This is a genomic window from Streptomyces sp. NRRL S-244 (assembly GCF_000717915.1).
Taxonomy (GTDB): domain Bacteria; phylum Actinomycetota; class Actinomycetes; order Streptomycetales; family Streptomycetaceae; genus Streptomyces.
Map to the genome: position 1 here is coordinate 154,684 of NZ_JOCX01000001.1, position 25,324 is coordinate 180,007.

A 25,324-nucleotide genomic window follows, 5' to 3' on the forward strand; every position below is an offset into this window, starting at 1 on the left:
GGCGCTACGCCCCCGCGGCCCAGCCGGCGAAGTCGGCCCAGGCCGTCGGGGCCACGGCCAGCGACGGGCCGTCGAGGTCCTTGGAGTCCCGCACGTGCACGGCGTGCGGGCAGGCGGCCACCTCGACGCAGTTGCCGCCACCGCCGTCGCTGTAGCTCGACTTGCGCCACTCGTAGGCCACCTCGACACAGTTGCCGCCGCTGCTGTCGCTGTAGCTCGACTTGCGCCACCGCAGAGCGTCGGTTCTCATTTCCACTCTCCCGCCAACTGCTTGATGAGGCACAGGGATTCATCGGGACTCAGGGCCTGCGCGCGGATCTTCGCATACCGCTGAGCAAGTCGGGACACCTTGACCCGGTCGCTGACCAGCATGCCCTCGTCCTCCACCTCCAGGTAGACCACGTGGTCGTGATCCTCCGTCTCCACCAGTTTCATCGGACCGCAAGCCCCCGCATAGGCTCCGGTCAGTCCTCTGTCCAGGGGCAGGATCTGGACGGTGACGTTGATGCGTTCGGCATCTTCCACGAGTGAGTTCAGCTGGTCGCGCATGATCTCCCAGCTGCCGAAGGGGCGCCTCAGTACGGACTCCTCCAGGATCAGCTCGATCATCGCCGTCGGGTCGCGATCGAACAGGGCCCTGCGAGCCAGCCGCGCCTCGACCAGTTCCTCCAGCTTGGCCTTCGGCTCCGGCGGGTATCCCGCGCTCATAAGCGCGCGGGCATACGCCTCAGTCTGGAAGAGGCCGTCCACCACCAGGGTCTCGTAGGACGAGATCGTGTACGCCGTTGCCTCCATCCGGGAGAACTCCCTGAAGCGAACCGGGTACTTCTCCATCAGGACGTATTTCCGGCTCGCCGCGAAGATGCCGAGCCCCTTCCCGATGACCTGTTCCAGGCCTTCCAGCATCCGGTCGCTCACCGGTTGCGCACAGGTCTCCATGGCGCTGATCGCCGATCCCGTGTAGCCGATCTGATCACCCAAGGCCTCTTGGGTCAGGTTCTCCCGCACCCGCAGGAGGCGGGCGATCTCAGCGATGAACTGGGTCATCGGTCGCCCTTCGTACTTTTCTTTACTCTTCTTGCCGTTTTCCTTGGGCATACCGAACACCCCCGAGCTGAAACGAACTCAAATGGTCTCCAGCGCATGGGCGCCATATCCCAGACTTCTCACCTATCAAGTCCGAGACCTAGAAAACCGTAGACCTGAGCCGTCACGCTTGTTCCATGAACACTGGAAGTCACTCGCCCAACTCCCCCACGCCCAGCTGGATTCCGGCCACCGGCATCGGAATTCGCAAGGCAGGAGTGCTATTTGACGCCGTACGCGTGGACGGTGACATGGGGCGGGACATCGCCGATCTCCTCGTCACGCTCACCGGCGGTGATCCCGGGCCGATCGTCGTGCAGGCCAACGGGCGGCGGCCCGTCTACTTCATGATCCCGGTCGGGAGCGCCGCGTACCGGGTCTGGCCACCCGGGTTCACGCGGCTCGCGTCGGGGCCGCGCAGGACCACGTACATCCCCGTCCCGGCCCTCGACGGCGCATGGCCGCTGGCCTGGCGGTGTCCGCCGACGCGCGAGGACCGGTTCGTGCACGCGCTGCTGCTGTACCGCGCCGCCGGGCTCTACCAGGCGAGCTGCGAGATCTCCTCCGCCACCACCGCGCAGGCGTCGGCCGCGGGGTCGATGAGCGGGAAGTGACCGATCCCGTCCAGCAGGGTCAGGCCCACGGTCTCCCCGGCCTTGGCCGCCGCCGCCACGTACGACTCGGCCACCGACGCCGGGACCACGATGTCCTCCCGGCCGTGCACGACGGCCGTCGCGATCCCGGTCGGCAGCAGGACCGCCGGGTCCGCGAACGGCAGGCGCTCCGCCCACTGGTCGGCGCCGCCCAGCAGCTGCGCGGACGCGCCACCGCACACACCCAGCTCCTCCGCGGCCACGAAGTCCGCGATGGGGGCCAGCGCCACCACGCCGCGCAGCAGCGGCGGGGAAGGCAGCCTCCAGGCGGCCGGGGACTCGGGTGGCAGGACGTGCCGGGCCGAAGCCCACAGCGCGAGGTGGCCGCCCGCGGAATGGCCGGTGATGACGGTGCGGCGCGGGTCGGCCTGCGGGAGATAGGCCCGGGCGAGCTCCGGGAGGGCGTCCATCGCGGCGGCGACGTCGTCGAAGGTCTCGGGCCAGCGGCCGGCCACGTGCCCCTGGGCGTGCTGGCGCGGCATGGAACTTCCGCGCCGGTACTCGACGTTGGCGACGGCGAAACCCCGGCGGGCCAGGAAGTCCGCGAGCGGGGTGATGTGGTGCCGGTCGTACGGGGCGCGCCAGGCGCCGCCGTGCAGGAGGACGACCAATGGGGCCGCGCCCGTGGCGGTCTCGCCGCGCGGGGCGTAGAAGTCGATCACCTGGTCGGGGTGGTCCCCGTACGCCCCGGTCGCGTCCGGGGCGACCGGCGGGTGGGAGAAGGCCGAGGCGGCCTCGGCGGCGTCCCGTTCGACTGCGGGGTCCGTCATCGGCTCAACCTCTCGGTAACGCGTGGGACTGGTGTTCCGGCAGAGCGGGACCGTATCAGGCCGGAACGGGGGCGTCGGTGGGGGGCGGGGGCCGTGGCCGGGATGTGCGGGGGCGGACGGAGCCGAAGCCCCGCCCGCCCGGTTGCCGTGACGTTTCGCCCCTACTTCACCCGAAAATGTGACCCAGTGTCCGGGCCGCACGCTCCGCGTCGGCGAAACCGACGTAGAGCGGCGTGAAGCCGAAGCGCAGGACGTCGGGGGCGCGGAAGTCCCCGATCACACCGCGGGAGATCAGGTCGTCCATGACCGCGCGGGCGTTCTCGGTGCGCAGCGAGACCTGGCTGCCGCGCCGGTCGTGCTCGGCCGGGGTGACCGATTCGACCTTCCCGGCCGGGACGTACGCGGCCACGCATTCCAGGAAGAAGTCGGTCAGGGCGAGGGACTTGGCCCGTACGGCTTCCACCGAGACCCCGTCCCAGGCGTCGAGCGCCGCTTCCAGGGCCAGCATGGACAGGATGTCCGGGGTGCCGACCCGGCCGCGCACCGCTCCGGCCGCCGGGGTGTAGTCCGGGGTCATGGCGAAGGGGTCCGCGTGGCCGTTCCAGCCGGGGAGCGGGGAGTCGAAGGCTCCCTGGTGGCGTGCGGCGATGTAGAGGTACGCCGGGGAACCGGGGCCGCCGTTCAAGTACTTGTACGTACAGCCGACCGCGAGGTCGACGCCGTGCTCGTCGAGGCCGACGGGGAGGGCGCCGGCCGAGTGGCAGAGGTCCCAGACGGTGACGGCCCCGGCGGCGCGGGCCGCCGCGGTGAGGGCCGGGAGGTCGTGGAGGCGGCCGGTGCGGTAGTCGACGTGGTTGAGGAGGACGACGGCGGTGTCCTCCCCCATCTCCTCGGCCGCGTGCGAGGGGTCGACCGGTATGACGGTGAGGCCGGTCATCCGGGCGGCCGACTCGGCGATGTAGCCGTCGGTGGGGAAGGTGGAGGCGTCGACCAGCATCCGCGTGCGCCCGGGGCGGGCCAGGCGGGCGGCGCCCACCAGGGCCTTGAACAGGTTGACGCTGGTGGAGTCGCCGACGACGGTCTGGCCGGGGGCCGCGCCGATGAGCGGGGAGAGCTTGTCGCCGATCCGCTCGGGGGCGGTCCACCAGGTGCCGGTGCTCCAGGACTGGATGAGCTCCGTGCCCCACTCGTGGGTGATGACCTGGGCGATACGGGCTGCGACCCCGGTCGTCAACGCTCCCAGCGAGTTGCCGTCCAGGTAGACGACGCCGTCGGGGAGGGTGAAGCGGTCGCGGAGCTTGCCGAGCTCGTCGGCGGTGTCGAGGGCGGCGGCGCGGGCCGCGAGGTCCGCCGGGGATTTCGCGTTCGCGTCAGACATGGCTGCGGGCCGTCCAGAGTTCCGGGAACACGTTCTTCGTGGCGCGCTTTTCGAGCCAGGTCACGCCGGCCGAGCCGCCCGTGCCGGTCTTGGCGCCCATGGCCCGGCGGGTGGCGACCAGGTGGTCGTTGCGCCAGCGCCAGACGAGCTCCGCGACGTCCGTGAGGACCTCGCCGAGGCGGTGGAGGTCGAGCTCCGCGTCAGGGTCCGCGTACAGGGAGGTCCAGACGGCCTCGACCTCGGACGAGGGCTCGTACCGCCGGGAGAGGTCGCGCTCCAGGACCTCCTGCGGGACCGGCAGGCCGCGGCGGGCCAGCAGGCGCAGGACCTCGTCGTACAGGCTGGGCTCCTGGAGCGCCTTCTCCAGCTCCGCGTGGACGCGCGGGGCGCCGCGGTGCGGGACGAGCATCGAGGCCGACTTCTCGCCGAGCAGGAACTCCATGCGGCGGTACATCGCCGACTGGAAGCCCGAGCCCTCGCCGAGGGCGGCGCGGTAGGCGTTGAACTGGCCCGGGGTGAGCTGGGCGAGCGGGCGCCAGGAGGCGTTGAGGGCCTCCAGCTCGCGGAGGGATCGTTTCAGCGCATCCATCGCGACGGGGATGCGGTCCTCGCGGAGGGCCTTCGCGGCCGTCTCCCATTCGTGGACGATGACCGTGAACCACAGCTCCATGACCTGGGTCGTCACCAGGAAGACCATCTCGCCCGGGTCGTCAGAGCGGAGGTGCTGGAGGTGGGTGAGGACGTCCGCCTGGACGTAGTCCTCGTACGGGGTCGTGCCGGCGAAGTCGAGGTTCGGGGTGTCCGAACCGGCTCCGGAGGCATCAAGGGTGTTCGACATCGCTGTCTCCTCGACACGTGCTTCCGGGTAGCGGTCCGCCCCTTCCGATGGGTGAGTGGAGCCCCGGTCCCCTGCTCGCATCATAGGACCGGATGCCGGGCTCCCTCTATTGGGGTGTGACCGGGGTCACAGGTGTTTTTCGGACACTACGGCACGCCGGGGCCCCGCGCGCGGGGCCCCGGCCGTCCGGATGCGTCAGGCGCCGAGGACGTCCGCGGCCGTCTCGGAGGAGTCGCGCAGGAAGGTCGAGCAGCGCTCGTACTCCTCCTTCTCGTCGATCGCCCCGGCCGCGCGGGACAGGGCGTACAGGGCGCGCAGGAAACCGCGGTTCGGCTCGTGCTCCCACGGCACCGGGCCGTGGCCCTTCCAGCCGGCGCGGCGCAGGGCGTCGAGGCCGCGGTGATAGCCCGTACGGGCGTACGCGTACGACTCGACGGTGCGGCCGGCTGCGAACGCCTCGTCGGCGAGGACCGCCCAGGCGAGGGAGGAGGTCGGGTGCGCGGCGGCCACCTCGACGGCGGGCGTGCCCGCGGCGATGGCCTCGCGGCCCGGCTCGTCGGGGAGGTGGGTGGGGGCGGGGCCCCCGAGCAGGTTCTGGTGAATGGACATGCCCCAAGTCTGGGGTATCGGGCTCCTCCTGCGGCGAAGGGCCCGGTCCTCCGTCGCGAGACGGTGGACCGGGCCCTTCGGTCGTGCGGTGTGGCGGGTACTACTTCAGCTTGGTGCCCGTCGAGCGCAGGTTCGCGCACGCCTCGGTGACGCGCTTGGCCATGCTCGCCTCGGCGAGCTTGCCCCAGGTGCGCGGGTCGTAGGTGGACTTCTTGCCGACCTCGCCGTCGACCTTCAGGACACCGTCGTAGTTGCGGAACATGTGGTCCGCGACCGGGCGGGTGAAGGCGTACTGGGTGTCGGTGTCGAGGTTCATCTTCACGACGCCGTTCTCCAGCGCGGTGGCGATCTCCTGCTCGGAGGAGCCGGAGCCGCCGTGGAAGACGAAGTCGAACGGGCTGGTCTTGCCGTACTTCTCGCCGACACCCTGCTGGAGGTCCTTGAGCAGCTCGGGACGCAGGACGACGTTGCCCGGCTTGTAGACGCCGTGCACGTTGCCGAAGGAGGCGGCCAGCAGGTAGCGGCCCTTCTCGCCCAGACCCAGGGCCTCGGCGGTGCGGATCGCGTCGTCGACGGTGGTGTACAGCTCGTCGTTGATCTCGTGGGTGACGCCGTCCTCCTCGCCACCGGTCGGGGTGATCTCGACCTCAAGGATGATCTTCGCGGCGGCGGCCTTGGCGAGCAGCTCCTGGCCGATGGCCAGGTTGTCGGCCAGGGTCTCGGCGGAGCCGTCCCACATGTGCGACTGGAAGAGCGGGTTCAGACCACGGGCCACACGCTCGGCGGACACCTCGAGGAGCGGGCGGACGTAGCCGTCCAGCTTGTCCTTGGGGCAGTGGTCCGTGTGCAGCGCGACGGTGACGTCGTACTTCGCGGCAACGATGTGCGCGAACTCGGCCAGGGCGACCGCGCCCGTGACCATGTCCTTCTTGTACTGGCCACCCAGGAACTCCGCACCACCGGTGGAGATCTGGATGATGCCGTCGCTCTCGGCCTCCGCGAAGCCGCGCAGTGCAGCGTGCAGGGTCTGGGTCGAGGTCACGTTGATCGCCGGGTAGGCAAACTTGCCTGCCTTCGCCCGGTCGAGCATCTCGTTGTAGACCTCGGGGGTTGCGATGGGCATCTGTCCGCTCCTTGGATGTGCGGGGAGTGTGCGATTGCTGGCCCTGACCTGGGGGCGACGTAACCGTCGCGCTCATCTTTCCAGACTCCGCGCGACACTCCACCCGTGCCGGGTGGACCGTTTCACGTGAAACATTCCGCCCGGCCGGGAAAGAGCAGGTCAGGACCTGTGCCCGGAGCCCCGGGGACCTAAGTCACCAGTTCTCCGGGGGCCAGCATGCGAGACCGAACAAGATCAAATGCGATCGGGCGGGATCGGCCCGGGCGCGGGGTCGGCCCGGATCGGGATCAGCCCAGGTCGAGATCGGCGAGCCGGTAGCCGGTGAGGTACGGCAGACCCGCCTCGGCGATGGCGTCCGCGGCACCGCGGTCCACGATCGTGGCGACGGCGACGACCTCGCCGCCGGCCTCGCGGACGGCCTCGACGGCGGTCAGCGGGGACCCGCCGGTGGTGGAGGTGTCCTCGACGACCAGGCAGCGCTTGCCCTTCACGTCGGTGCCCTCGATACGGCGCTGCATGCCGTGCGCCTTCTGCGCCTTGCGGACGACGAACGCGTCGAGGCGTCCGCCGCGCGCGGCGGAGGCGTGCAGCATCGAGGTCGCGACCGGGTCGGCGCCCAGGGTCAGACCGCCGACGCAGTCGAAGTCCAGGTCGGCGGTGAGGTCGAGCATGACCTGGCCGACCATCGGGGCCGCCTCGCCGTCCAGGGTGATCCGGCGGAGGTCGATGTAGTAGTCGGCCTCCTTGCCGGAGGAGAGGATCACCTTGCCGTGCACGACGGCCTTGTCCTTGATCTGCTGCAGAAGCGCATCGCGTACGTCAGTCATGACCCCGAGCTTAAAGGCGTGCGGGCGTGCTAACCGAGCCGCCGCCAGGTCCAGGTCGTGGAGATCTCCAGCGGGTCGACCGGCGTGACCAGGCGCGGGAGGCTGTTCAGGCCGTTCGGCGGACCGGACTGGGGCTCCACGCAGACGGCTTCGGGGTCCTCGTCGTAGACGACCACCCACTCCTCGCGGCTGCGGACCTTCAGCTCCAGCACGCCGGGCCAGGTGAGGGTGACGTCCACGCCGTTCGGCATCCCGAAGCAGTCGTCCCAAGGGCCGGGCTTGGGAGCCACACGGTGCCCGGTGGGAATGTGGTCGGCGTCCCGCTCCTCCTGCCACCCGGCCTCGAAGCCGAGCCGCGCGTCCTCGCCGGTGCCGAGGTTGCGGCGGAACCAGGGGTGCCAGCCGGCCTGGGCCGGGAAGGAGTCGCCGTACGTCTCGACGCCCAAGGAGAGCGTCAGGCTCTCGGCGGTCAGCTCGACGCTCTGGGTGACCCGGCCGGGCCAGGGCCACGGGTCGGCGAGGTCGTAGACGAACGCCGCGTCGGTGTCGCCGTGGCGGACCTTGCGCCAGGGGTGGTCGCGGCCGAAGCCGTGGATGGCGTGCGGGGGGTGGTTGAGCGGGAGCTCGTAGAGGACTCCGCCGTCCCGGAACCGCCCGTTCGCGGTCCGCCCGCACCACGGCACCATGGGGAACGCCCCGAAGTGCGCCCCTTGGCGCAGCAGCTCCGTGCCGTCGATGCGCAGGCTGCTGATCCGGCAGCCGTTCTCCTGGTCGACGGTCACCTCGGCGCCGCCCGCGCTCAGTTGCGTACTCATGCGGCCGACTCTAGGGGTTGTCGGACGGGTCAGCGGCGGCGGCGCAGAGCTCGGCCGACGACGACCGCCGAGGCCAGCGCCAGGGCGGCGGCCGGGGCGATCCAGCGCAGGCTGGCGCCGGCTCCCGAGGCCGCGGGGGCCGGGACCGGGGCGTAGCGGCCGCGCGGCGGCGCGTGGTCCACTTCCTCGGCGCTGCGGCCGATCATGGTGCGGCGGGCGTGGGCGGCCTCGGCGGGGGGCTGCGCGGCGGCGGCGAACTCGTCGACGTCCCCGATGTCGCCGATGTCCCCGATCCGGTCGAGCTCCGGGAGGCCCTCGAAGTCGCCGTCCATGAAGGGGTCCAGGGACGGGGGCGGCACCTCGGTGTCGAAGACGGAGGCCGTGACCTCGTCGGTGACGCCGCCGTCTTCCCCGTCTTCCCCGTCCGCGCCCCGCTCGGCCTCCTCGGCCTCCTCCGCCTCGGCGATGACGTCGGTCACCGGCTCCCCCGCTCCGGCCGCCAGCGCCGCGAGCTGCTCGGCGGCCCGGTCCAGGAGCCGGCGTACGGCGGTGGCGGTGGCCTCCGGCGGGAAGGCGGCGGCCCGCCCGTCCGCGGTGCCCTCGGCGGTGAACTCCAGCCGGGTCCCGTCCTCGGCCGGGGTCAGCAGCAGCGCGAGCGCCAGCTTGACGGTGCCGCTGCCCCGGATCTCGGTGCCCTCGCCGGCCACGGTGAAGCGGTCCGGATCCCCTTCGGTGACGGTCAGGGCCCCGCGGTAGGTGACGGTGCTGCCACCGACCCGCAGTTTGAGGCGGCCCGACACGGGCCCGGACGCCGCGTCGGCGTCCTGCTGGAGCCCGGGAACGCAGCGGGCCACCCGGGCGGGGTCGCGCAGCACGGCGCGGAGGTCGTCTGCCGGTACCGGAACGAACACCTGATGCTCCATGTGGTCGAGCCTACCGAGGGGAGACCTTCCCGTACCCGGTCCGGCACACACGAATGGCCGGTGCTTCCGAATTGCCGGTACTTCCGAACGGCCGGTGCTTACGAATAGCCGGTGCTTACGAATACCTCGGGTGCGGCAGCGTCGACGGCGGCAGGCCCGCCACCCGCGTCCGCTCGGCGTCGCGCGAGGCGTCCCGCAGGGACTGCGTGGACAGGGAGCGCGGCCACGGCGTGTTCCGGTCCACCCGCAGCTCGGGGACCCGCTCCCGGCCGGCCAGTACGAAGCCCCAGTCCTGCGGCGGCGCGTCCGACGTGCCGGGGCTGCGGTCGGGGCCGGCGGCGAAGCCCGAGAGCCGGCCGCCTGCGCTGTAGGGCGCGGTGAGCAGGCCGGCCGCGCGCAGGGTGGCCTCGACCGTCCAGTACGTGCGCGGGCGGCTGGCCAGCGGTCCCGCGTGCACGGCGAGCCGCCCGCCGGGGCGCAGGGCCCGCGCGGCGAGCCCGTAGAACTCCTGCGAGTACAGCTTGGTGCTCGGGGTGATGCCCGGGTCGGGGAGGTCGGAGACGATGACGTCGAACCGGTCCCGGGCGGCGGGCCCGCGCAGCCAGTGGAACGCGTCCTGCGTGACGACCCCGAGGCGCGGGTCCTCGTACGCCCGGCCGTTGAGCGCGGACAGCATCGGGTCGGTGCGGGCGAGCCGGACCACGCCGGGGTCGAGCTCGACGACGGTCACGGAGGCGACGTCCCGGTAGCGCAGCACCTCGCGGGCGGCGAGCCCGTCGCCGCCGCCGAGCACCAGGACCCGGGCGTGCGGGCCGGTCATCGCGGGGTGCACGAGGGCCTCGTGATAGCGGTACTCGTCGTAGCCGCTGACCCGCAGCCGGCCGTCGAGGAACAGGTCGAGGGAGCGCGGGGAGCCGGTGGCGGGGCCGGTCAGGACGAGCTCCTGGACGCCGGTCTGCCGCGCGACCCGGACCTCGGCGCCGTAGACGGCGCGGCGGGCGACCCGCTCGAAATCGTCGGCGAGGACGGTCGCGCAGGCGAGGACGGCGAGCACGGTGAGGTGCGCGGCGATCAGCAGCCAGCGGGAGCGGCGGCTCAGGTCGCGGCGGAACAGCCACAGGACGAGGCCCGCGCCGACGACCGCGTTGACGGTGCCGGTCAGCATGGCGCCGGTCAGCTGGCCGAGCAGCGGCAGCAGCAGGAAGGGAAAGGCCAGCCCGCCGACGAGGGCGCCCACGTAGTCGGCGGCGAACAGGTCGGCGACGGCGCCGCCCGCGTCCTGTCTGCGGATGCGCTGGATGAGGACCATCAGCAGCGGGATCTCGGCGCCGATGAGCACGCCGATCGCGAAGGAGAAGGCCACGAGCGCGGGCCGCGATTCGCCGAGCCAGGCGAAGCTCGCGTACAGCGACATCGCGGAGAGCCCGCCGAGCAGCGCGAGGCCCGCCTCGATGGCGGCGAATCCGAAGGCGGGCCGGCTGCGCAGCCGTTTGGCCAGCAGGGAGCCGACGCCCATCGCGAAGACCATGACGGACAGGACGACGGACGCCTGGGTGACGGAGTCGCCGATGAGGTAGGAGCCGAGGGCGAGCAGCTCCAGCTCGTACACCAGGCCGCAGGCGGCGCAGACGAACACGGTGGCCAGGACGAGGAGTCGGCCGGTCCGGGGCCGTACGGGCAGGGCGGCCGGGAGGGTCGCCACGCCCCGCGGCTCCGGAGCCGGGAGCACCCGGCGCGGGACGGAACGGTCGATCATGAAGCGAACGGTACGTCACCGCCCACTCACATCCCGTCACCCACATGGGTGCAAGTGGCTTACTGTTCCAGCCGGTTGGCGTAACCGTGTGGGGAGGCTCGCGGCGCCCGCGCCCCGGAAGGCCCAGCCCAGTCCCGCGCTACCGTGCGGCGGACTCCAGGGCTCCGGTCGGTGCACCCGTGCGCGCGCCGACCCTCGTACGAGTGGCCACCAACTGGCCTTCCTGCGGGTACGCGTGCCAGGTCCGCCAGCGCACCTGGCCCTCGTGGTGCTGCGCGAGCATGGCGGTGAAGGCGTACGGGCTGCCGGGAAAGGTTCCGGCCAATCCGTTCGGGTGATCCGCGACCAGCGCGAGCAGCTCCTGCGCCCGCCCCGCGAACGAGCCCTGCGACAGGGTCTCGACCCGCGCGGCGAACTCGTAGTCCCAGTCGCCCATCCGCTTGGCCACGCCGAGCGGCAGCGGCGTACGGCTGCCGGGCATACAGGCGACCGTCTCCGAACAGAGCACCCCGCCCTCCTCCAGGAGCACCTGGTGCGAGGCGCCGAGGAGGCGCAACTCCAGCTTCGCGCCCGCCAGTTCGAGGTTCAGTACGGCCAGGGCGGGCAGCCGGTCCCGACCCAGGGCCCAGGCGAGATCGGCGGCACGCGTGTCGGTGTAGGTGGTCTGGAGGGTCGTGAGCATGAGTCGGCTCCGCAAACGCGCGAGGGAGATGGGCCGGGGCCCGCCAGCGGTAGTCAACGGGTGGGGGGACACCGGCACGGGTCCACAGGAAGTCCAGGGAGGTCCGAGGACTGGTCTACTCAACCGAGGGAATCATGAAAGGCACGGCACTCACAGCGTTTTTACCCAACTTGATTGGGTTTACATCCCCCAGGGGGCTACACAGTTCACGTGTTCAACCACACGCGTCCCACGCATGTGGCGCCAGCCGCCCCGGGTCAGCTGGAACCGCAGCCTCCACCGCCGCAGGAGGACGACGATCCGCCGCAGGACGAGGAGGAACCGCAGGAGGAACCGCTCGAACACCCGCCGGAGGAGCCGCCCCCGCCCGCCCACCACGAGGAGCCCGAACCGGAGCCCGAACCGGAGCCGGAGCCGGAATCGGCACCCGTCCAGGCACGGGCCACCTTCCTGACCAGAGCCACGAAGCACACGACGACCAGCGCGGCAAGCACCCAACCGAAAACAGACATGAGCTCAACCCCCGTTCATCGCCCGGTCCCCCGGGTGTGAAAGGGAGATGCCCGCAGGCCACCCGGGCCAAAGCACACTTGAGCAACTCCAGAGGTTCCCCCCAGGATGACGCCCATGAGCGCACCCGTGGGCGGCAGCCGCCCCTTCCTGAACCGCCGCCTCGCGTCCTTCGGCACGACGATCTTCGCGGAGATGTCCGCCCTGGCCGCCCGCACCGGGTCGATCAACCTCGGCCAGGGCTTCCCCGACACCGACGGCCCCGCCGAGATCGCCGAGGCCGCCGCCCGCGCCGTCCTGACGGGCCTGGGCAACCAGTACCCGCCCGGCCCCGGCATCCCGGAGCTGCGGACCGCGGTCACACAGCACCAGCAGCGGTTCTACGGCCTGTCGTACGACCCGGACACGGAGGTCCTGGTCACCGCGGGCGCGACGGAGGCCATCGCCGCCTCCCTGCTCGCCCTGCTCGAACCGGGCGACGAGGTCATCGCCCTGGAGCCGTACTACGACTCGTACGCGGCCTGCATCGCGATGGCCGGCGCCACCCGCGTCCCGGTCACCCTGCGCCCGCACGCCGGCGCGTTCACCCTCGACCTCGACGAACTGCGCGCCGCGGTCACCCCGCGCACGCGCCTGCTCCTGCTGAACACCCCGCACAACCCGACGGGCACGGTCCTGACCCCGGCCGAGCTCGCGGCGGTCGCGGAACTGGCGGTGGAGCGCGACCTGCTCGTCGTCACGGACGAGGTCTACGAACACCTGGTCTTCGAGGGCGCCCACCTCCCGCTGGCCTCGCTGCCCGGCATGCGCGAGCGCACGGTCACCATTTCGAGCAGCGGGAAGACCTTCTCGTTCACGGGCTGGAAGGTCGGCTGGATCACCGCCCCGCCGGAGCTCGTCTCGGCGGTCCGCTCGGCGAAGCAGTTCCTGACCTACGTCTCCTCCGGCCCCTTCCAGTACGCCATCGCGGAGGCCCTGCGGCTGCCCGACGCCTACTACGAGGACTTCCGCGCCGACCTCGCCGCCAAGCGCGACATCCTCGCCGACGGGCTCACGGCGGCGGGTTTCGAGGTCTTCCGCCCGCAGGGCACGTACTTCATCACCACGGACATCACCCCGCTCGGCGAGAAGGACGGCCTCGCCTTCTGCCGCGCCCTCCCCGAGCGCTGCGGCGTGGTCGCCATCCCGAACCAGGTCTTCTACGACGACCGCGCGGCGGGCGCCACCCAGGTCCGCTGGGCCTTCTGCAAGAAGACCGAGGTCCTCGAGGAGGCCGCCGCCCGGCTGCGCAGGCTCTGAGGCCGGGCGGCTCCGGGGTCGGACGGGTCCGAGTTCACCGGAGATTCCGAGGGCATTCACGCCCCCCGGAAGGCCGTGAGCTTTAGGGTGCCCGAGGCCCTCCTCGTCCGGACGGCTTCCACACGCAGCGCGGGAAAGACGGGGTTCATGGCGGCGACGGGCAGTGTGTCGGTTTCCGTGCGGCCGCAGGGACTCCGGACCGGCAGGGTGCCCGCGGCCCTCGTCGCGCTCGGGGTCTTCGCCGCCGTCCGGGTCGGCGGGGCGGTGGTGCTCGCCGTCGGGGCCTGGTGGGCCGGGCGGAGCCCCGTCCGCGTGCTCGGGTACTCCTGGGACTCCGTCTGGTACCTCGGCATCGCCGTGCACGGATACGGCCGCACCCAGATGTGGGCCGGCTCCGGGCTGGTCCAGAGCGACTACGCCTTCTTCCCGCTGTACCCGCTGCTCGTACGGCTGGCCGGGGCCACCCCCTGGGCCGGGCTGCTCGTGGCCTGGACCGCCGCCGCGGTGGCCGCCGCCGGGGTGTACCGGATCGGCGAGCTGGTGCTGGGCCGGCGCGTCGGGGTGCTGCTGGTGGCGCTGTGGGCGGCGACCCCGTACTCCGTGGTGCTGACCCTCGCCTACACCGAGCCGCTGCTGGCCGCGCTGGGGGCCTGGGCCCTGTACGCCGTACTGCGCCGGCGCTGGCTGTGGGCCGCGGGCCTCGCGATACCCGCCGGGCTGACCCGCCCGACGGGGATCGCCGTCGCCGCCGCCGTGACCGCCGTCGCGCTGCACGCGCTGCTCGTACGGAGGTCCCGCGCGCCCGAGGTGTGGGCGGCCGCGCTGCTGGCCCCGGCGGGCTGGGCCGCGTACGTCCTCGCCGTCGGGATACGCACGGGGGACCCGGCCGGGTACTTCACCGTGCAGCGGCGCTGGGGCTCCCGCTTCGACTTCGGCTCGTACACGACCGACAGCATCTGGCGGGTGCTGACCGGCGGGCACGTACCGCTCGCCACCGTCGTGACCGTGGCGATCCTGGCCGCCGCCGGTTTCCTGGCGGTGCTCCTGCTGCTGGACCGGATGCCGCCGGCCCTGCTCGTCTACACCGCCGTCCTGCTGCTGATCACCTACGGCGGGGCCGGCTACTTCGAATCGAAGCCGCGCTTCCTGCTGCCCGCGTTCCCGCTGCTCCTGCCGGTCGCGGCCGCAATGGCGCGAGCCCGGCCGCGCTCCGCGGTCGCTGTGACCGCGGGGCTGGCCGGGCTCTCGTACGGCTACGGGCTGTACCTGCTACTGGTCGCCCGCGTACCGCTGTGACCGGGGGCGCCTAGTTGTCGTCGCCGTCCTTGTCGTCACCGTCGCCGTCGGTGGAGTCGATCTCCTTCTCCAGTCCGAGCTGCTCCACGAGCCACTTGTCGAACTCGATGGAGGCGCGGACCCAGCTGACCGTGGACGAGACGAAGTGCTCCAGGCTGACGCCGGTGCCGATCAGCATCTGCGCCTCGCCGATCAGGCGGACGGAGCCGTCGTCGTGCGTGTGGCTGTAGACCTTCGGCCACAGGGTGCGGCGGTTCCAGTCGTCGATCGACTCGAGGAGCTGGGGCTTGTCCTCGATCGCGTGCGGACGGTCGTAGAAGGTCCGCACCGAGAAGACCTGCTGCTCCTCCTCGCCACGGAACATGAAGTACGTCCGGAACTCCTCCCACGGCGCCGCGAGGTCACCCTCGTCGTCGACGACGTACTTGAGCTCCATCTGCTCCAGCAGCTGCTTGACCAGATCCTGGTCGGGGACGACGGGGCCCGCCGGTCCTGTGGCCTGCGGATCGGGCTGCTGCCCTCCGAAGTTCGGAATCGAGGCCGGGTCGATGCTCACCGTGTTTTCCCTTCGTGCGGATGATGTCATCCTCCCCCATGGCTCCCACCCCCTGTCCACCCCCGCACGTACGATCCGCGCAGGGCGGACAGGAGTAAGCCGCTGATAAGAGCGACCGGGGGACTTGTGGCAGGACGTAAGGCAGGGCGTACCGGCATATCGTGGCTCGCGGTCGTCGTGCTGGCCGCGCCGCTGGTCATCGGCATCGCCGGGTCGGTGGGCCTGTGGCTGGTCCTGGACGGCTGGGCCAACCACTCGGACGGCCGGGAAAAGCGGACGGGGACCGACTGCGCGCAGGCCCTGCAGTTCGCCCGCGGGAGCCTGCCGGCGGGGGCCCGGGGCGGGCGGTGCGAGCGGACCGACTGGCCGGACACCACCGTGAGCGGATCGTTCCGGATGGACCGCGGCGGGGTGGAGACGTGGCTGGCCGCCGCCTTCCCGCAGGCGCAGGAGCACGGCCGCAGGCAGCGGCCGGCGCTCTGCCCGAAGCCGGGGCCGGGGTACGACCCGGAGGCCGGGAACCGGTGCATCAGCGTCGACCATCCCGAGGCCGTGGCCGGGCTGGCGCGGCGGGTGGAGATCAGCGTCGAGCAGCAGGTGGGGTACGACGTCCTGATCCGGTTCGTCGCCCACGAGGGCTGAGAGCCCGGCCCGCGGCGGCTCGGGCGGCCGCGGACCGGGCACCCGGCTACATGGCCTTGCCGACGATCAGGTCCTCGCCCGCCACGTCGACGCGGACGGTGTCACCGTCGCGGACCTCGCCCGCCAGGATCTCCTTGGCGAGGCGGTCGCCGATGGCCGTCTGGATCAGGCGGCGCAGGGGCCGGGCGCCGTAGGCGGGGTCGTTGCCCTTGTCGGCGAGCCAGGCCAGGGCCTCGGGCGTGACCTCCAGGGTCAGTCGGCGCTGCGCCAGGCGGTTGGCGAGGCCGGCGATCTGGAGCTCGGCGATCCTGGCCAGCTCCTGTTCGTTCAGCGCGGAGAAGACCACCAGGTCGTCGAGGCGGTTGAGGAATTCCGGCTTGAACGAAGCGCGGACCACGTCCAGGACCCGGTCGCGCTTCTCCTCCGGGGAGGTCGCCGGGTCCATGAGGAACTGGCTGCCGAGGTTGGAGGTCAGGATCAGGATTGTGTTGCGGAAGTCCACGGTGCGGCCCTGGCCGTCCGTGAGGCGGCCGTCGTCCAGGACCTGGAGCAGGATGTCGAAGACCTCGGGGTGGGCCTTCTCCACCTCGTCCAGGAGCACCACGCTGTACGGGCGGCGCCGCACGGCCTCGGTGAGCTGGCCGCCCTCCTCGTAGCCGACGTATCCGGGCGGGGCGCCGACCAGGCGGGCCACCGAGTGCTTCTCGCCGTACTCGGACATGTCAATGCGGACCATGGCCCGCTCGTCGTCGAAGAGGAAGTCCGCGAGCGCCTTGGCCAGCTCCGTCTTGCCCACGCCCGTCGGGCCCAGGAAGAGGAACGAGCCGGTCGGCCGGTCCGGGTCCGCGATACCGGCCCGGGTGCGGCGCACCGCGTCCGAGACGGCCCGTACGGCCTCGCCCTGGCCGATCAGACGCCGGCCCAGCTCGTCCTCCATCCGCAGCAGCTTCTGCGTCTCACCCTCCAGGAGACGGCCCGCCGGGATACCGGTCCACGCACCCACCACGTCCGCGATGTCGTCGGGGCCGACCTCGTCCTTGACCATCGCGGACTTGGAGGTGCCGGTCTTGGAGGCCTCTTCCTCCTCCTCGGTGGCCTCCGCCAGCTCGCGCTCCAGCGTCGGGATCTCCCCGTAGAGCAGCTTGGAGGCGGTGTCGAAGTCGCCGTCGCGCTGGGCGCGCTCGGCCTGCCCGCGCAGGTCGTCCAGGCGCTCCTTGAGCTCGCCGACCCGGTTGAGGGACTGCTTCTCCTTCTCCCAGCGGGCGGTCAGGCCCCGCAGGTCCTCCTCCTTGTCGGCGAGGTCCTTGCGGATCTTCTCCAGGCGCTCGATCGAGGCCGGGTCGGACTCGTTCTTCAGCGCCAGCTCCTCCATGCGCAGGCGGTCGACCGAGCGCTGGAGCTCGTCGATCTCCAGCGGCGAGGAGTCGATCTCCATGCGCAGGCGGGACGCGGCCTCGTCGACCAGGTCGATGGCCTTGTCGGGCAGGAAGCGGGAGGTGATGTAGCGGTCGGAGAGGGTCGCGGCGGCCACCAGCGCGCTGTCGTTGATGACCACCTTGTGGTGGGCCTCGTAGCGGCCCTTGAGCCCGCGCAGGATCGCGATCGTGTCCTCGACGGACGGCTCCGCCACCAGCACCTGCTGGAAGCGGCGCTCCAGCGCCGGGTCCTTCTCGATCCGCTCGCGGTACTCGTCCAACGTGGTCGCGCCGACCATCCGCAGCTCACCGCGGGCCAGCATCGGCTTGAGCATGTTGCCCGCGTCCATCGCCGAGTCCCCGCCGGCGCCCGCGCCGACGACGGTGTGCAGCTCGTCGATGAAGGTGATGATCTGGCCGTCGCTCGACTTGATCTCCGCCAGGACCGTCTTCAGCCGCTCCTCGAACTCACCGCGGTACTTCGCCCCCGCGACCATCGCACCGAGGTCGAGGGAGACCAGCCGCTTGTTCTTCAAGGACTCCGGGACGTCACCCTTGACGATCCGCTGCGCCAGGCCCTCGACGACGGCCGTCTTGCCGACGCCGGGCTCGCCGATCAGCACCGGGTTGTTCTTCGTACGGCGCGAGAGGACCTGGACGACGCGCCGGATCTCCTGGTCGCGGCCGATGACCGGGTCGAGCTTGCCCTCGCGGGCGGCTGCCGTGAAGTCCGTGCCGAACTTTTCGAGGGCCTTGTACTGGCCCTCGGGGTCGGGGGTGGTCACCCGCCGTCCTCCTCGTGCGTTCTCGAAGGCGTCCAGCAGCTTCTTCGCCGTCGCGCCCTGCGTGGAAAGGACCTCACCCGCGGCGCCGCCCTTGGCGGCGATCGCGATGAGGAGGTGTTCGGTGGAGAGGTACTCGTCGCCGAGCTTCCCGGCCTGCTGGTCGGCCTCGGCGAGTACGGCGAGCAGCTCGCGGGTGGGCTGCGGGGGCGCGACCGTGGAGCCCGTGACGCTGGGCAGGGCTGCCAGCAGCCGCTCGGCGCCGTTCCGGACCGCCGCCTGGTCGGCCTCGGTGGCCGCGAGGAGGTCGGTGATGTTCTCGTTCTCCTCGCCGGCCAGCAGGGCCAGCAGCAGGTGCGCCGGGGTCAGGTCCGCGTGGCCGTCCTTCACGGCGCGGCTGGTGGCGGCGTTCAGGGCGTCCCGGCTCTTGTTGGTCAGCTCGGCATCCACGTGCGACTTCTCCTCTCAGACAGGTCGGACACAGGGTTGGGGTTCCGCTCTTTGAGTATGGCAGCGTCCGCAAAGTTGAGTCTATTCCACTCAAGGGCAGAATCGGTGCCCTCCCGTACTCTCGGGCCATGGCTCTTGACGTACTCAACCCGACGCCCGAGTACCTCGCCTTCTGGCGGGAGCGGCACGTCTGCACGCTGACCACCCCGCGCCCCGACGGGACCCCGCACGTGGTGCCGGTGGGCGTCACGTACGACCCGGAGGCCGGCCTGGCCCGGGTGATCAGCAACAAGAACAGCAAGAAGATCCGCAACGTGCTGGCGGCGCAGGGGACGCAGGCGGGCCCGGCGCGGGTCGCGGTGTGCCAGATGGCGGGGCGCCGCTGGGCGACCCTGGAGGGGCGCGCGGTGGTCCGTACCGACGAGGCCTCGGTCGCCGAGGCGGTGGCGCGCTACGCGGAGCGCTACGGGCGGACGCCGTCGCCCAATCCGGACCGGGTCGTCCTGGAGATCAGCCTCGACCGCGCGATGGGCCGGGCCTGAACCAGCGGAACTGGCGGAACTGGCGGAACTGGCGGAACCGGCAGAGCCGGCGAAACAGTTCGGTTTTCACCTTGTCCGGTTCAAGCACTGGACGCGGACATCACAACGGCGCCATCGTGGTCAGGTCCACGATGGCGCCGTTGTGTGGGGGAAGCACCTGGAGCGATCTGCGAAGACGGGGGAATCGCTTCAGGCACTGCGGGGGGTGGCGGTGGTGATATCGGGTTCGAAGAGCTGGTGGTCGCGCTGATCAAGGTTGACGAAGACCATTCCGTAGCGCACCTCGCAGCGGACGGGCTGCGGCGCGCCGCGGGGGCGGCGCAGGCACCGGTACGCCCGGACGTCCTCGTCCTCCTCGCGCGTGATGACGATGGGCTGTCCGAACAGGGTGACCATCAGCGAGTCGCCAGCGTGGGGGATGGCGGTGGCGAGGTCGATGAACTGCCAGCCGGAGCGGTAGGCAGAGGCCATTTCGCGACGGAAACCGCGGTCGTCGGGGGTCATGCCGCGCTCTCCACGCCAACGGCGCCGGCTTCGGCGTCTGCGGGGTTCGAGCGCCATCCGCTGTCCAACGGTGCCGCGCGCCATCCGCTGTCCTCCAGCGGCGCCGCCTGGAGGTCTGCGGCACCCCCTTCAGCTCCCCCCAGGGTGACCCCGGCAAGTCCCAGACCGGCCACAGCCGAGAAGATGACGGTGGCAAGCGCCGAGCGAAGCATTCTCTTGTTCATGGTCGGCTTCGTCCTCACTTGATGAAATCCTCTCCCCCGCCTGTCAGACGATGGCTCATTCAGGCACGTCGCTGCCACAGGGACGATGCATCATGTTCTTGCATGTTCAGGACCCTGGGGGGTGGAGATTTGACCACAAACAGAACAAAAGCGACACATCCCCACTCGGTCACCGAGCTGTGCAGCGAGGGGGCACGGCTCTACACGAGCGCGCTGCGCACGGGACGTATCGCACGTGGGGATGTCAAAACGGCACCCTGCCTGCTCGATCTGGCGTTGTTGCAGCCAGATCCTGATGACGTTAATTCCCTCCGTCCGGTTCCACCGGCGGTGGCACTCGCACAGCGGCTGCATCCGATCGAACGCGAGATCCGCGACAGGCACCGCGACTCACTCGAACTGTCCGAGGCTTTCGAGCCGTTTCTCGCCATCAGCGCGCAGAATCCGGCGAGCACCCACGCCATCACCGTCCTCGAGGGCTTCGACCCCATCAACGCCGCCCTCAACCTCGCCACGGCCGAGTGCCACACCGAGATGCTCACCATCCAGCCCGGCGGCGCCCGCCCCAGCCTGGAGCTCACCGAGGCCCTGGAGCGCGACCAGCCGCTGACCGACCGCGGTGTCCGGATCCGGACCCTCTACCAGCACACCGTCCGGCACAGCCGCGGCACGCTCGCGTACGTCGACCTCCTCAAGGCCGGCAAGGTCGAGGTGCGCACGCTGGAGGAGCTCTTCGAGCGCCTCATCATCTTCGACCGGACCGTCGCCTTCATCCCGGCCAGCGACGACCGCCAGGTCGCCCTGGAGCTGCGCCACCCGGGGCTCGTGGACTACCTCATCAAGGTGTTCGAGCAGCTCTGGCACCGCGCGGTGCCGCTCCAGGAGGAAGTCACGTACCAGCACACCCGCGGGGGCATCTCGGGCGTGCAGCGCACCATCGCGCAGCTCCTCATCGAGGGGCACGTGGACGAGGCCATCGCCCGCCGGCTGGGCATGAACGTACGGACCTGCCGCGCGCACATCGCGAAGCTCGCCAGCACCCTCGGCAGCGGCAGCCGGGCCCAGCTCGGCTTCCTCATCGCCCGCTCCGGGATCCTGGAGGACGAGGGCGACTGAAACGAACCGGGCCCCGCCCCGAATCCGGGACGGGGCCTGTGCCGTGCGTTCGAGGCCGTGCGCTCGAGGCCGTGCGTTCGAGCAGTCGCTCCGGTACCTGCCGTCAGTCGCTCTGGCGCTTCGGCGCGGGGCGCCAGACGACCAGGGCGTTGCCCGCCACCGGCGGCTGGTACTTGACCAGATCCCGCCGGTACGAGGCGTGCACCTGGGCCTCGCGCTGCTGGAGCGCGGCCGCCGCGCCGTCCACCGCCGCGGAGAGCTCGGCCACGCGCTGCTGGAGCGCCGCGACCTGGTTCTCCAGCTCGATGATCCGCTTGATCCCGGCCAGGTTGATGCCCTCGTCCTGGGACAGCGCCTGCACCGTGCGGAGCAGTTCGATGTCACGGGCCGAATAGCGCCGGCCGCGGCCGGCCGTCCGGTCCGGGGAGACCAGGCCGAGCCGGTCGTACTGGCGCAGGGTCTGCGGATGCAGGCCCGAGAGCTGGGCGGCCACCGAGATGACGTAGACAGGAGTGTCGTCGTTGAGCTGGTAGTGGCTCCTGCGGCGGCCGTCCATGATCATGCTCCCTTCGCGGACTCGAACAGCACGGCGCGCGGGTCCTCCGACTCCGTCGCGTCGCGGTACATCTCCAGCGCCTCACGGGCCTTGTCCGACAGCGAGGCCGGAACGGCGACCTCCACCGTCACCAGCAGGTCTCCGCGGGTGCCGTCCTTGCGGACCGCCCCCTTGCCGCGGGCCCGCATCGTACGGCCGCTGGGGGTGCCCGGCGGCAGCTTCAGCGTCACCGAGGGGCCGTTCAGGGTCGGGACCTTGATGTCGGCGCCCAGGGCGGCCTCGGCGATGGTCACCGGGACGGTGACCGTCAGGTTGTCGTCCTTGCGGCCGAACACCGGGTGGCCGTCGACGTGGACCACCACGTACAGGTCACCGGCGGGGCCGCCGCGCTCGCCCGGGGCGCCCTTGCCGCGCAGCCGGATCCGCTGGCCGTCGGAGACGCCCGCCGGGATGCGGACCTGCATGGTGCGGGAGGACTTGGCCCGCCCGCTGCCCTTGCAGACGTCGCAGGGGGTCTCGGCGATCAGGCCGCGGCCCTTGCAGTCCGCGCAGGGGTCGGTCAGCGAGAAGCCGCCGCCGCTGCCCCGCGAGACCTGGCCGGTGCCGACGCAGGTCGGGCACACGCGCGGCGTGCCGTTCTTGTCGCCGGTGCCCGAACAGGCCTTGCAGGGCGCCTGGGAGGACATCCGGAGCGGGACCGTGGCCCCGTCCACCGCCTCCGTGAAGGAGAGGGTGACCTCCGACTCGATGTCCTGGCCGCGGCGCGGCTGGACACGGGTCCCGGGACCGGCGCCGCCGCGGTTGAACAGTCCGCCGAAGACATCGCCCAGACCGCCGCCGCCACCGCCGAAACCGCCGGCCGCGCCGCCACCCGGCTGGGTGCCGCCGAACAGGTCGCCCAGGTCGAAGTTGAACGAGCCGCCGCCCCCGCCGGGACCGGGGCGGAAGCCGCCGTTCCCGAACAGGGCGCGGGCCTCGTCGTACTCCTTGCGCTTCTTGGCGTCGCCGAGGATGTCATTGGCCTCGGAGATCTCCTTGAAGCGCTCCTCGGCCGAGGCGTCGCCCTTGTTGGCGTCCGGGTGGAACTCGCGAGCGAGCTTCCGGTACGCCTTCTTGATCTCGGCCTCGGTGGCGTCCTTCGGGACACCGAGGACCTTGTAGTAGTCCTTCTCGACGAAGTCCTTCGTGCTCATCCCCGGTGTCCCTCCTCTCGTACCGCTACTGGTTCAACGTCAGCCCTTGTCGGGGGCATCCGTGTCCTTGTCCGACGGCGCGTCGGCCTCGGCCGACTCGGACTTGGGGGCCGCGCCCGGCTGGGGCTCGGCCACCGCGACCCGCGCGGGGCGGATCGTACGCTCGCCGATCCGGTACCCCGGCTGCAGGATCGCGACGCAGGTCGTCTCGGTGACGTCCGGCGCGTACGAGTGCATCAGGGCCTCGTGGATCGTCGGGTCGAAGGGCTCGCCCTCCTTGCCGAACTGCTGCAGCCCCATCTTGGCCGCGGCGGTCTCCAGCGATTCGGCCACCGACTTGAAGCCGCCGACCAGCTCGCCATGGTCCCGCGCCCGGCCGATGTCGTCCAGGGTCGGGAGCAGCTCCGTCAGGAGGGACGCGACCGCGATCTCCTTGACGGCGATACGGTCCCGCTCGACCCGGCGGCGGTAGTTCTGGTACTCCGCCTGGAGCCGCTGGAGGTCCGCGGTGCGCTCGCCGAGCGCGGTGCGGGCCTGGTCCAGCTGCGCCAGCAGAGCGACATCCTGTGCTGCTGCGGAGTCCCCGGCCGGGGCCGCGGCCTCCTCCTTGGAGGAAGCTGCGGCCTTCGGCTCGGCGGCGTCGTCAGGCGTGCCGTCGGCGGGGACTTCGGGCTTCTCCTCGAAGCCCGGGGTCTCCTCCGACATCAGGCAGCGCCGCCCTTCGGCTTGTCCTCGTCCACGATCTCGGCGTCGACGACGTCGTCTTCCGGCTTGGCCTGGCCCGCGTCACCCGCGGCACCGGCCGCGCCCTGGGCGGCCTGCGCGTCGGCGTAGATGGCCTGGCCGAGCTTCTGGCTGACCGCGGCGAGCTTCTCGGTCGCGGTGCGGATCTCGGCGGTGTCCTCGCCCTTGAGCTTTTCCTTCAGCTCGGCGACGGCCGCCTCGACCTCGGTCTTGACCTCGGCCGGGACCTTGTCCTCGTTGTCCTTGACGAACTTCTCCGTCTGGTAGACGAGCTGCTCGCCCTGGTTGCGGGACTCGGCCGCCTCCTTGCGGCGCAGGTCCTCGTCCGCGTACTGCTCCGCCTCCTGGCGCATGCGGTCGACCTCGTCCTTGCCGAGCGAGGAGCCGCCGGTGACGGTCATCTTCTGCTCCTTGCCCGTGCCAAGGTCCTTGGCCGTGACGTGCATGATGCCGTTCGCGTCGATGTCGAAGGAGACCTCGATCTGCGGGACGCCACGCGGGGCCGGCGGCAGGCCGGTCAGCTCGAACATGCCGAGCTTCTTGTTGTACGCCGCGATCTCGCGCTCGCCCTGGTAGACCTGGATCTGCACGGACGGCTGGTTGTCCTCGGCCGTCGTGAAGATCTCGGACCGCTTGGTCGGGATCGTGGTGTTGCGCTCGATGAGCTTGGTCATGATGCCGCCCTTGGTCTCGATGCCGAGGGACAGCGGGGTCACGTCGAGGAGCAGGACGTCCTTGACCTCACCCTTGAGGACACCGGCCTGGAGGGTGGCGCCGATGGCGACGACCTCGTCCGGGTTGACGCCCTTGTTGGCGTCCTGACCGCCGGTCAGCTCCTTGACGAGCTCGGCGACGGCCGGCATGCGGGTGGAGCCGCCGACCAGGACCACGTGGTCGATCTCGGACAGCTGGATGCCGGCGTCCTTGATGACGTTGTGGAACGGGGTCTTGCAGCGGTCCAGGAGGTCCGCGGTCAGCTGCTGGAACTGGGCGCGCGTGAGCTTCTCGTCCAGGTGCAGCGGGCCCTCGGCGGAAGCCGTGATGTAGGGCAGGTTGATCGTGGTCTCCGTGGAGGAGGACAGCTCGATCTTCGCCTTCTCGGCGGCCTCGCGCAGGCGCTGGAGCGCCATCTTGTCCTTGGAGAGGTCCACGCCGTGGCCGTTGGCGAACTGCTTCACCAGGTAGTCGACGACGCGCTGGTCCCAGTCGTCACCACCGAGGTGGTTGTCACCGTTGGTGGCCTTGACCTCGACGACGCCGTCGCCGATCTCGAGGAGCGACACGTCGAAGGTGCCGCCACCGAGGTCGAAGACGAGAATGGTCTGGTCGTCCTTGTCCAGGCCGTAGGCCAGGGCGGCGGCGGTCGGCTCGTTGACGATACGCAGGACGTTGAGGCCCGCGATCTCGCCGGCCTCCTTCGTCGCCTGGCGCTCGGAGTCGTTGAAGTAGGCCGGGACGGTGATGACCGCGTCCGTGACCTTCTCGCCCAGGTAGGCCTCGGCGTCGCGCTTCAGCTTCTGCAGGATGAAGGCGCTCATCTGCTGCGGGTTGAAGTCCTTGCCATCCAGGTTGATCTTCCAGTCAGTGCCCATGTGGCGCTTGACGGAGCGGATGGTGCGGTCCACGTTCGTGACCGCCTGGCGCTTGGCGACCTCGCCGACGAGGACCTCGCCGTTCTTGGCGAAGGCGACGACGGACGGCGTGGTCCTGGCGCCCTCGGCGTTGGTGATGACGGTGGGCTCGCCGCCTTCGAGAACGCTGACGACGGAGTTAGTGGTGCCCAGGTCGATGCCGACCGCACGTGCCATTTTGATTTCCTCCAGCTGACTTGAGTGGAACAGACTCAACCATGCCGCATCTCCGCGCCGTCGTCAACAGAGGTGAGTGGAGGCGACTCAACTTTTATCCGGGCCTTACGCTCACGGCACCCTCTGGAGGCCCTCACGGCACCCCCGGAGGCCCCGGGAGGCCCTCCGGGGGCCGAGCGGGCGATGCTGGGCCGGTCCACTGCGCGGCACCGCCGAAACCGCCGGAG

At 71.1% G+C, this 25,324-nt stretch carries 25 protein-coding genes; 6 read left to right on the forward strand and 19 right to left on the reverse strand.

Going from position 1 to position 25,324, the window contains the following annotated elements; genetic code table 11:
* Positions 1 to 4: 4 nt before the first annotated feature.
* Together IF02_RS0100750 and IF02_RS0100755 are read right to left on the reverse strand one after the other, a co-directional pair.
* Positions 5 to 250 (reverse strand): DUF397 domain-containing protein, encoded by a 246-nt coding sequence (locus tag IF02_RS0100750; protein WP_030152864.1) that lies wholly within the window; start codon positions 248 to 250, stop codon positions 5 to 7.
* Positions 247 to 1,098, reverse strand: coding sequence for a helix-turn-helix domain-containing protein (locus IF02_RS0100755; protein ID WP_030152865.1), 852 nt, complete (start codon positions 1,096 to 1,098; stop codon positions 247 to 249). The genes IF02_RS0100750 and IF02_RS0100755 overlap by 4 nt, the downstream gene beginning before the upstream one ends.
* A gap of 227 nt (positions 1,099 to 1,325) precedes the next feature.
* Between IF02_RS0100755 and IF02_RS0100760 the strand changes: the two genes are divergently transcribed.
* Entirely contained in the window at positions 1,326 to 1,700 is a 375-nt protein-coding gene (locus IF02_RS0100760) for a hypothetical protein (RefSeq protein ID WP_324603742.1), read from the forward strand.
* On the opposite strand, the gene IF02_RS0100765 is transcribed toward IF02_RS0100760, so the two are convergent.
* From IF02_RS0100765 to IF02_RS0100810, 10 genes are all read right to left on the reverse strand, one after another.
* A complete protein-coding gene (locus tag IF02_RS0100765) occupies positions 1,625 to 2,509 on the reverse strand; it encodes an alpha/beta hydrolase family protein (RefSeq protein ID WP_030152869.1) in 885 nt (294 codons plus the stop codon). The genes IF02_RS0100760 and IF02_RS0100765 overlap by 76 nt on opposite strands.
* 166 nt (positions 2,510 to 2,675) lie before the next feature.
* Positions 2,676 to 3,887 carry a kynureninase gene (gene kynU / locus IF02_RS0100770; RefSeq protein WP_030152871.1) on the reverse strand — a complete coding sequence of 404 codons (1,212 nt, stop codon included), beginning with the start codon at positions 3,885 to 3,887 and terminating at the stop codon, positions 2,676 to 2,678.
* Positions 3,880 to 4,725 (reverse strand): tryptophan 2,3-dioxygenase family protein, encoded by an 846-nt coding sequence (locus tag IF02_RS0100775; RefSeq protein WP_030152872.1) that lies wholly within the window; start codon positions 4,723 to 4,725, stop codon positions 3,880 to 3,882. Before IF02_RS0100775 ends, kynU begins: the two co-directional genes overlap by 8 nt.
* Before the next feature lie 195 nt (positions 4,726 to 4,920).
* Positions 4,921 to 5,334: a DUF3151 domain-containing protein gene (locus IF02_RS0100780; RefSeq protein ID WP_030152874.1), complete on the reverse strand. Its 414-nt coding sequence runs from the start codon at positions 5,332 to 5,334 to the stop codon at positions 4,921 to 4,923.
* A gap of 100 nt (positions 5,335 to 5,434) precedes the next feature.
* Positions 5,435 to 6,457, reverse strand: coding sequence for a class II fructose-bisphosphate aldolase (gene fbaA, locus IF02_RS0100785; protein WP_030152875.1), 1,023 nt, complete (start codon positions 6,455 to 6,457; stop codon positions 5,435 to 5,437).
* Positions 6,458 to 6,744: 287 nt separating this feature from the next.
* Positions 6,745 to 7,284: an orotate phosphoribosyltransferase gene (gene pyrE / locus IF02_RS0100790; protein WP_030152877.1), complete on the reverse strand. Its 540-nt coding sequence runs from the start codon at positions 7,282 to 7,284 to the stop codon at positions 6,745 to 6,747.
* A 29-nt stretch (positions 7,285 to 7,313) separates the two neighbouring features.
* On the reverse strand, positions 7,314 to 8,099 hold the full coding sequence (locus IF02_RS0100795) for an aldose epimerase (RefSeq protein ID WP_030152878.1): 786 nt from the start codon (positions 8,097 to 8,099) through the stop codon (positions 7,314 to 7,316).
* Between the two features lie 29 nt (positions 8,100 to 8,128).
* Positions 8,129 to 9,022 carry an SRPBCC domain-containing protein gene (locus IF02_RS0100800; RefSeq protein WP_030152883.1) on the reverse strand — a complete coding sequence of 298 codons (894 nt, stop codon included), beginning with the start codon at positions 9,020 to 9,022 and terminating at the stop codon, positions 8,129 to 8,131.
* A 115-nt stretch (positions 9,023 to 9,137) separates the two neighbouring features.
* On the reverse strand, positions 9,138 to 10,778 hold the full coding sequence (locus tag IF02_RS0100805; protein WP_030152884.1) for a polyamine aminopropyltransferase: 1,641 nt from the start codon (positions 10,776 to 10,778) through the stop codon (positions 9,138 to 9,140).
* Positions 10,779 to 10,917: 139 nt separating this feature from the next.
* Entirely contained in the window at positions 10,918 to 11,460 is a 543-nt protein-coding gene (locus IF02_RS0100810; RefSeq protein WP_030152885.1) for a DUF2617 family protein, read from the reverse strand.
* 618 nt (positions 11,461 to 12,078) lie between these two features.
* Here IF02_RS0100810 and IF02_RS0100820 point away from each other — a divergent pair.
* A complete protein-coding gene (locus tag IF02_RS0100820; RefSeq protein WP_106977184.1) occupies positions 12,079 to 13,269 on the forward strand; it encodes a pyridoxal phosphate-dependent aminotransferase in 1,191 nt (396 codons plus the stop codon).
* A gap of 207 nt (positions 13,270 to 13,476) precedes the next feature.
* Positions 13,477 to 14,565 carry a membrane protein gene (locus IF02_RS0100825; RefSeq protein WP_030152888.1) on the forward strand — a complete coding sequence of 363 codons (1,089 nt, stop codon included), beginning with the start codon at positions 13,477 to 13,479 and terminating at the stop codon, positions 14,563 to 14,565.
* A gap of 10 nt (positions 14,566 to 14,575) precedes the next feature.
* Here the strand turns inward: IF02_RS0100825 and IF02_RS0100830 are convergent, their stop codons facing one another.
* Positions 14,576 to 15,121: a YbjN domain-containing protein gene (locus tag IF02_RS0100830; RefSeq protein WP_030152889.1), complete on the reverse strand. Its 546-nt coding sequence runs from the start codon at positions 15,119 to 15,121 to the stop codon at positions 14,576 to 14,578.
* A 126-nt stretch (positions 15,122 to 15,247) separates the two neighbouring features.
* Between IF02_RS0100830 and IF02_RS0100835 the strand changes: the two genes are divergently transcribed.
* Positions 15,248 to 15,763 (forward strand): hypothetical protein, encoded by a 516-nt coding sequence (locus IF02_RS0100835; protein WP_158708423.1) that lies wholly within the window; start codon positions 15,248 to 15,250, stop codon positions 15,761 to 15,763.
* A 46-nt stretch (positions 15,764 to 15,809) separates the two neighbouring features.
* On the opposite strand, the gene clpB is transcribed toward IF02_RS0100835, so the two are convergent.
* Positions 15,810 to 18,410 carry an ATP-dependent chaperone ClpB gene (gene clpB / locus IF02_RS0100840; protein WP_030152892.1) on the reverse strand — a complete coding sequence of 867 codons (2,601 nt, stop codon included), beginning with the start codon at positions 18,408 to 18,410 and terminating at the stop codon, positions 15,810 to 15,812.
* 128 nt (positions 18,411 to 18,538) lie between these two features.
* Between clpB and IF02_RS0100845 the strand changes: the two genes are divergently transcribed.
* Positions 18,539 to 18,952, forward strand: a complete 414-nt coding sequence (locus tag IF02_RS0100845) for a pyridoxamine 5'-phosphate oxidase family protein (protein ID WP_030152893.1) — start codon at positions 18,539 to 18,541, stop codon at positions 18,950 to 18,952.
* A 189-nt stretch (positions 18,953 to 19,141) separates the two neighbouring features.
* Here IF02_RS0100845 and IF02_RS0100850 read toward each other — a convergent pair whose 3' ends face one another.
* Positions 19,142 to 19,456 carry a hypothetical protein gene (locus IF02_RS0100850; RefSeq protein ID WP_030152895.1) on the reverse strand — a complete coding sequence of 105 codons (315 nt, stop codon included), beginning with the start codon at positions 19,454 to 19,456 and terminating at the stop codon, positions 19,142 to 19,144.
* A gap of 326 nt (positions 19,457 to 19,782) precedes the next feature.
* Here IF02_RS0100850 and IF02_RS0100855 point away from each other — a divergent pair, with 326 nt between their 5' ends.
* Positions 19,783 to 20,796, forward strand: coding sequence for a hypothetical protein (locus IF02_RS0100855; protein WP_030152897.1), 1,014 nt, complete (start codon positions 19,783 to 19,785; stop codon positions 20,794 to 20,796).
* Positions 20,797 to 20,899: 103 nt separating this feature from the next.
* On the opposite strand, the gene IF02_RS0100860 is transcribed toward IF02_RS0100855, so the two are convergent.
* Genes IF02_RS0100860 through dnaK form a run of 4 tightly spaced genes read right to left on the reverse strand, consistent with a single transcriptional unit; the run spans position 20,900 to position 25,097 of the window.
* Entirely contained in the window at positions 20,900 to 21,352 is a 453-nt protein-coding gene (locus tag IF02_RS0100860; protein ID WP_030152898.1) for a heat shock protein transcriptional repressor HspR, read from the reverse strand.
* Between the two features lie 2 nt (positions 21,353 to 21,354).
* Positions 21,355 to 22,545, reverse strand: a complete 1,191-nt coding sequence (gene dnaJ / locus IF02_RS0100865) for a molecular chaperone DnaJ (protein ID WP_030152900.1) — start codon at positions 22,543 to 22,545, stop codon at positions 21,355 to 21,357.
* 39 nt (positions 22,546 to 22,584) lie between these two features.
* Positions 22,585 to 23,250, reverse strand: a complete 666-nt coding sequence (gene grpE, locus IF02_RS0100870; RefSeq protein ID WP_030152902.1) for a nucleotide exchange factor GrpE — start codon at positions 23,248 to 23,250, stop codon at positions 22,585 to 22,587.
* Positions 23,250 to 25,097, reverse strand: coding sequence for a molecular chaperone DnaK (gene dnaK / locus IF02_RS0100875; RefSeq protein ID WP_030152904.1), 1,848 nt, complete (start codon positions 25,095 to 25,097; stop codon positions 23,250 to 23,252). The genes grpE and dnaK overlap by 1 nt, the downstream gene beginning before the upstream one ends.
* Positions 25,098 to 25,324 lie beyond the last annotated feature (227 nt).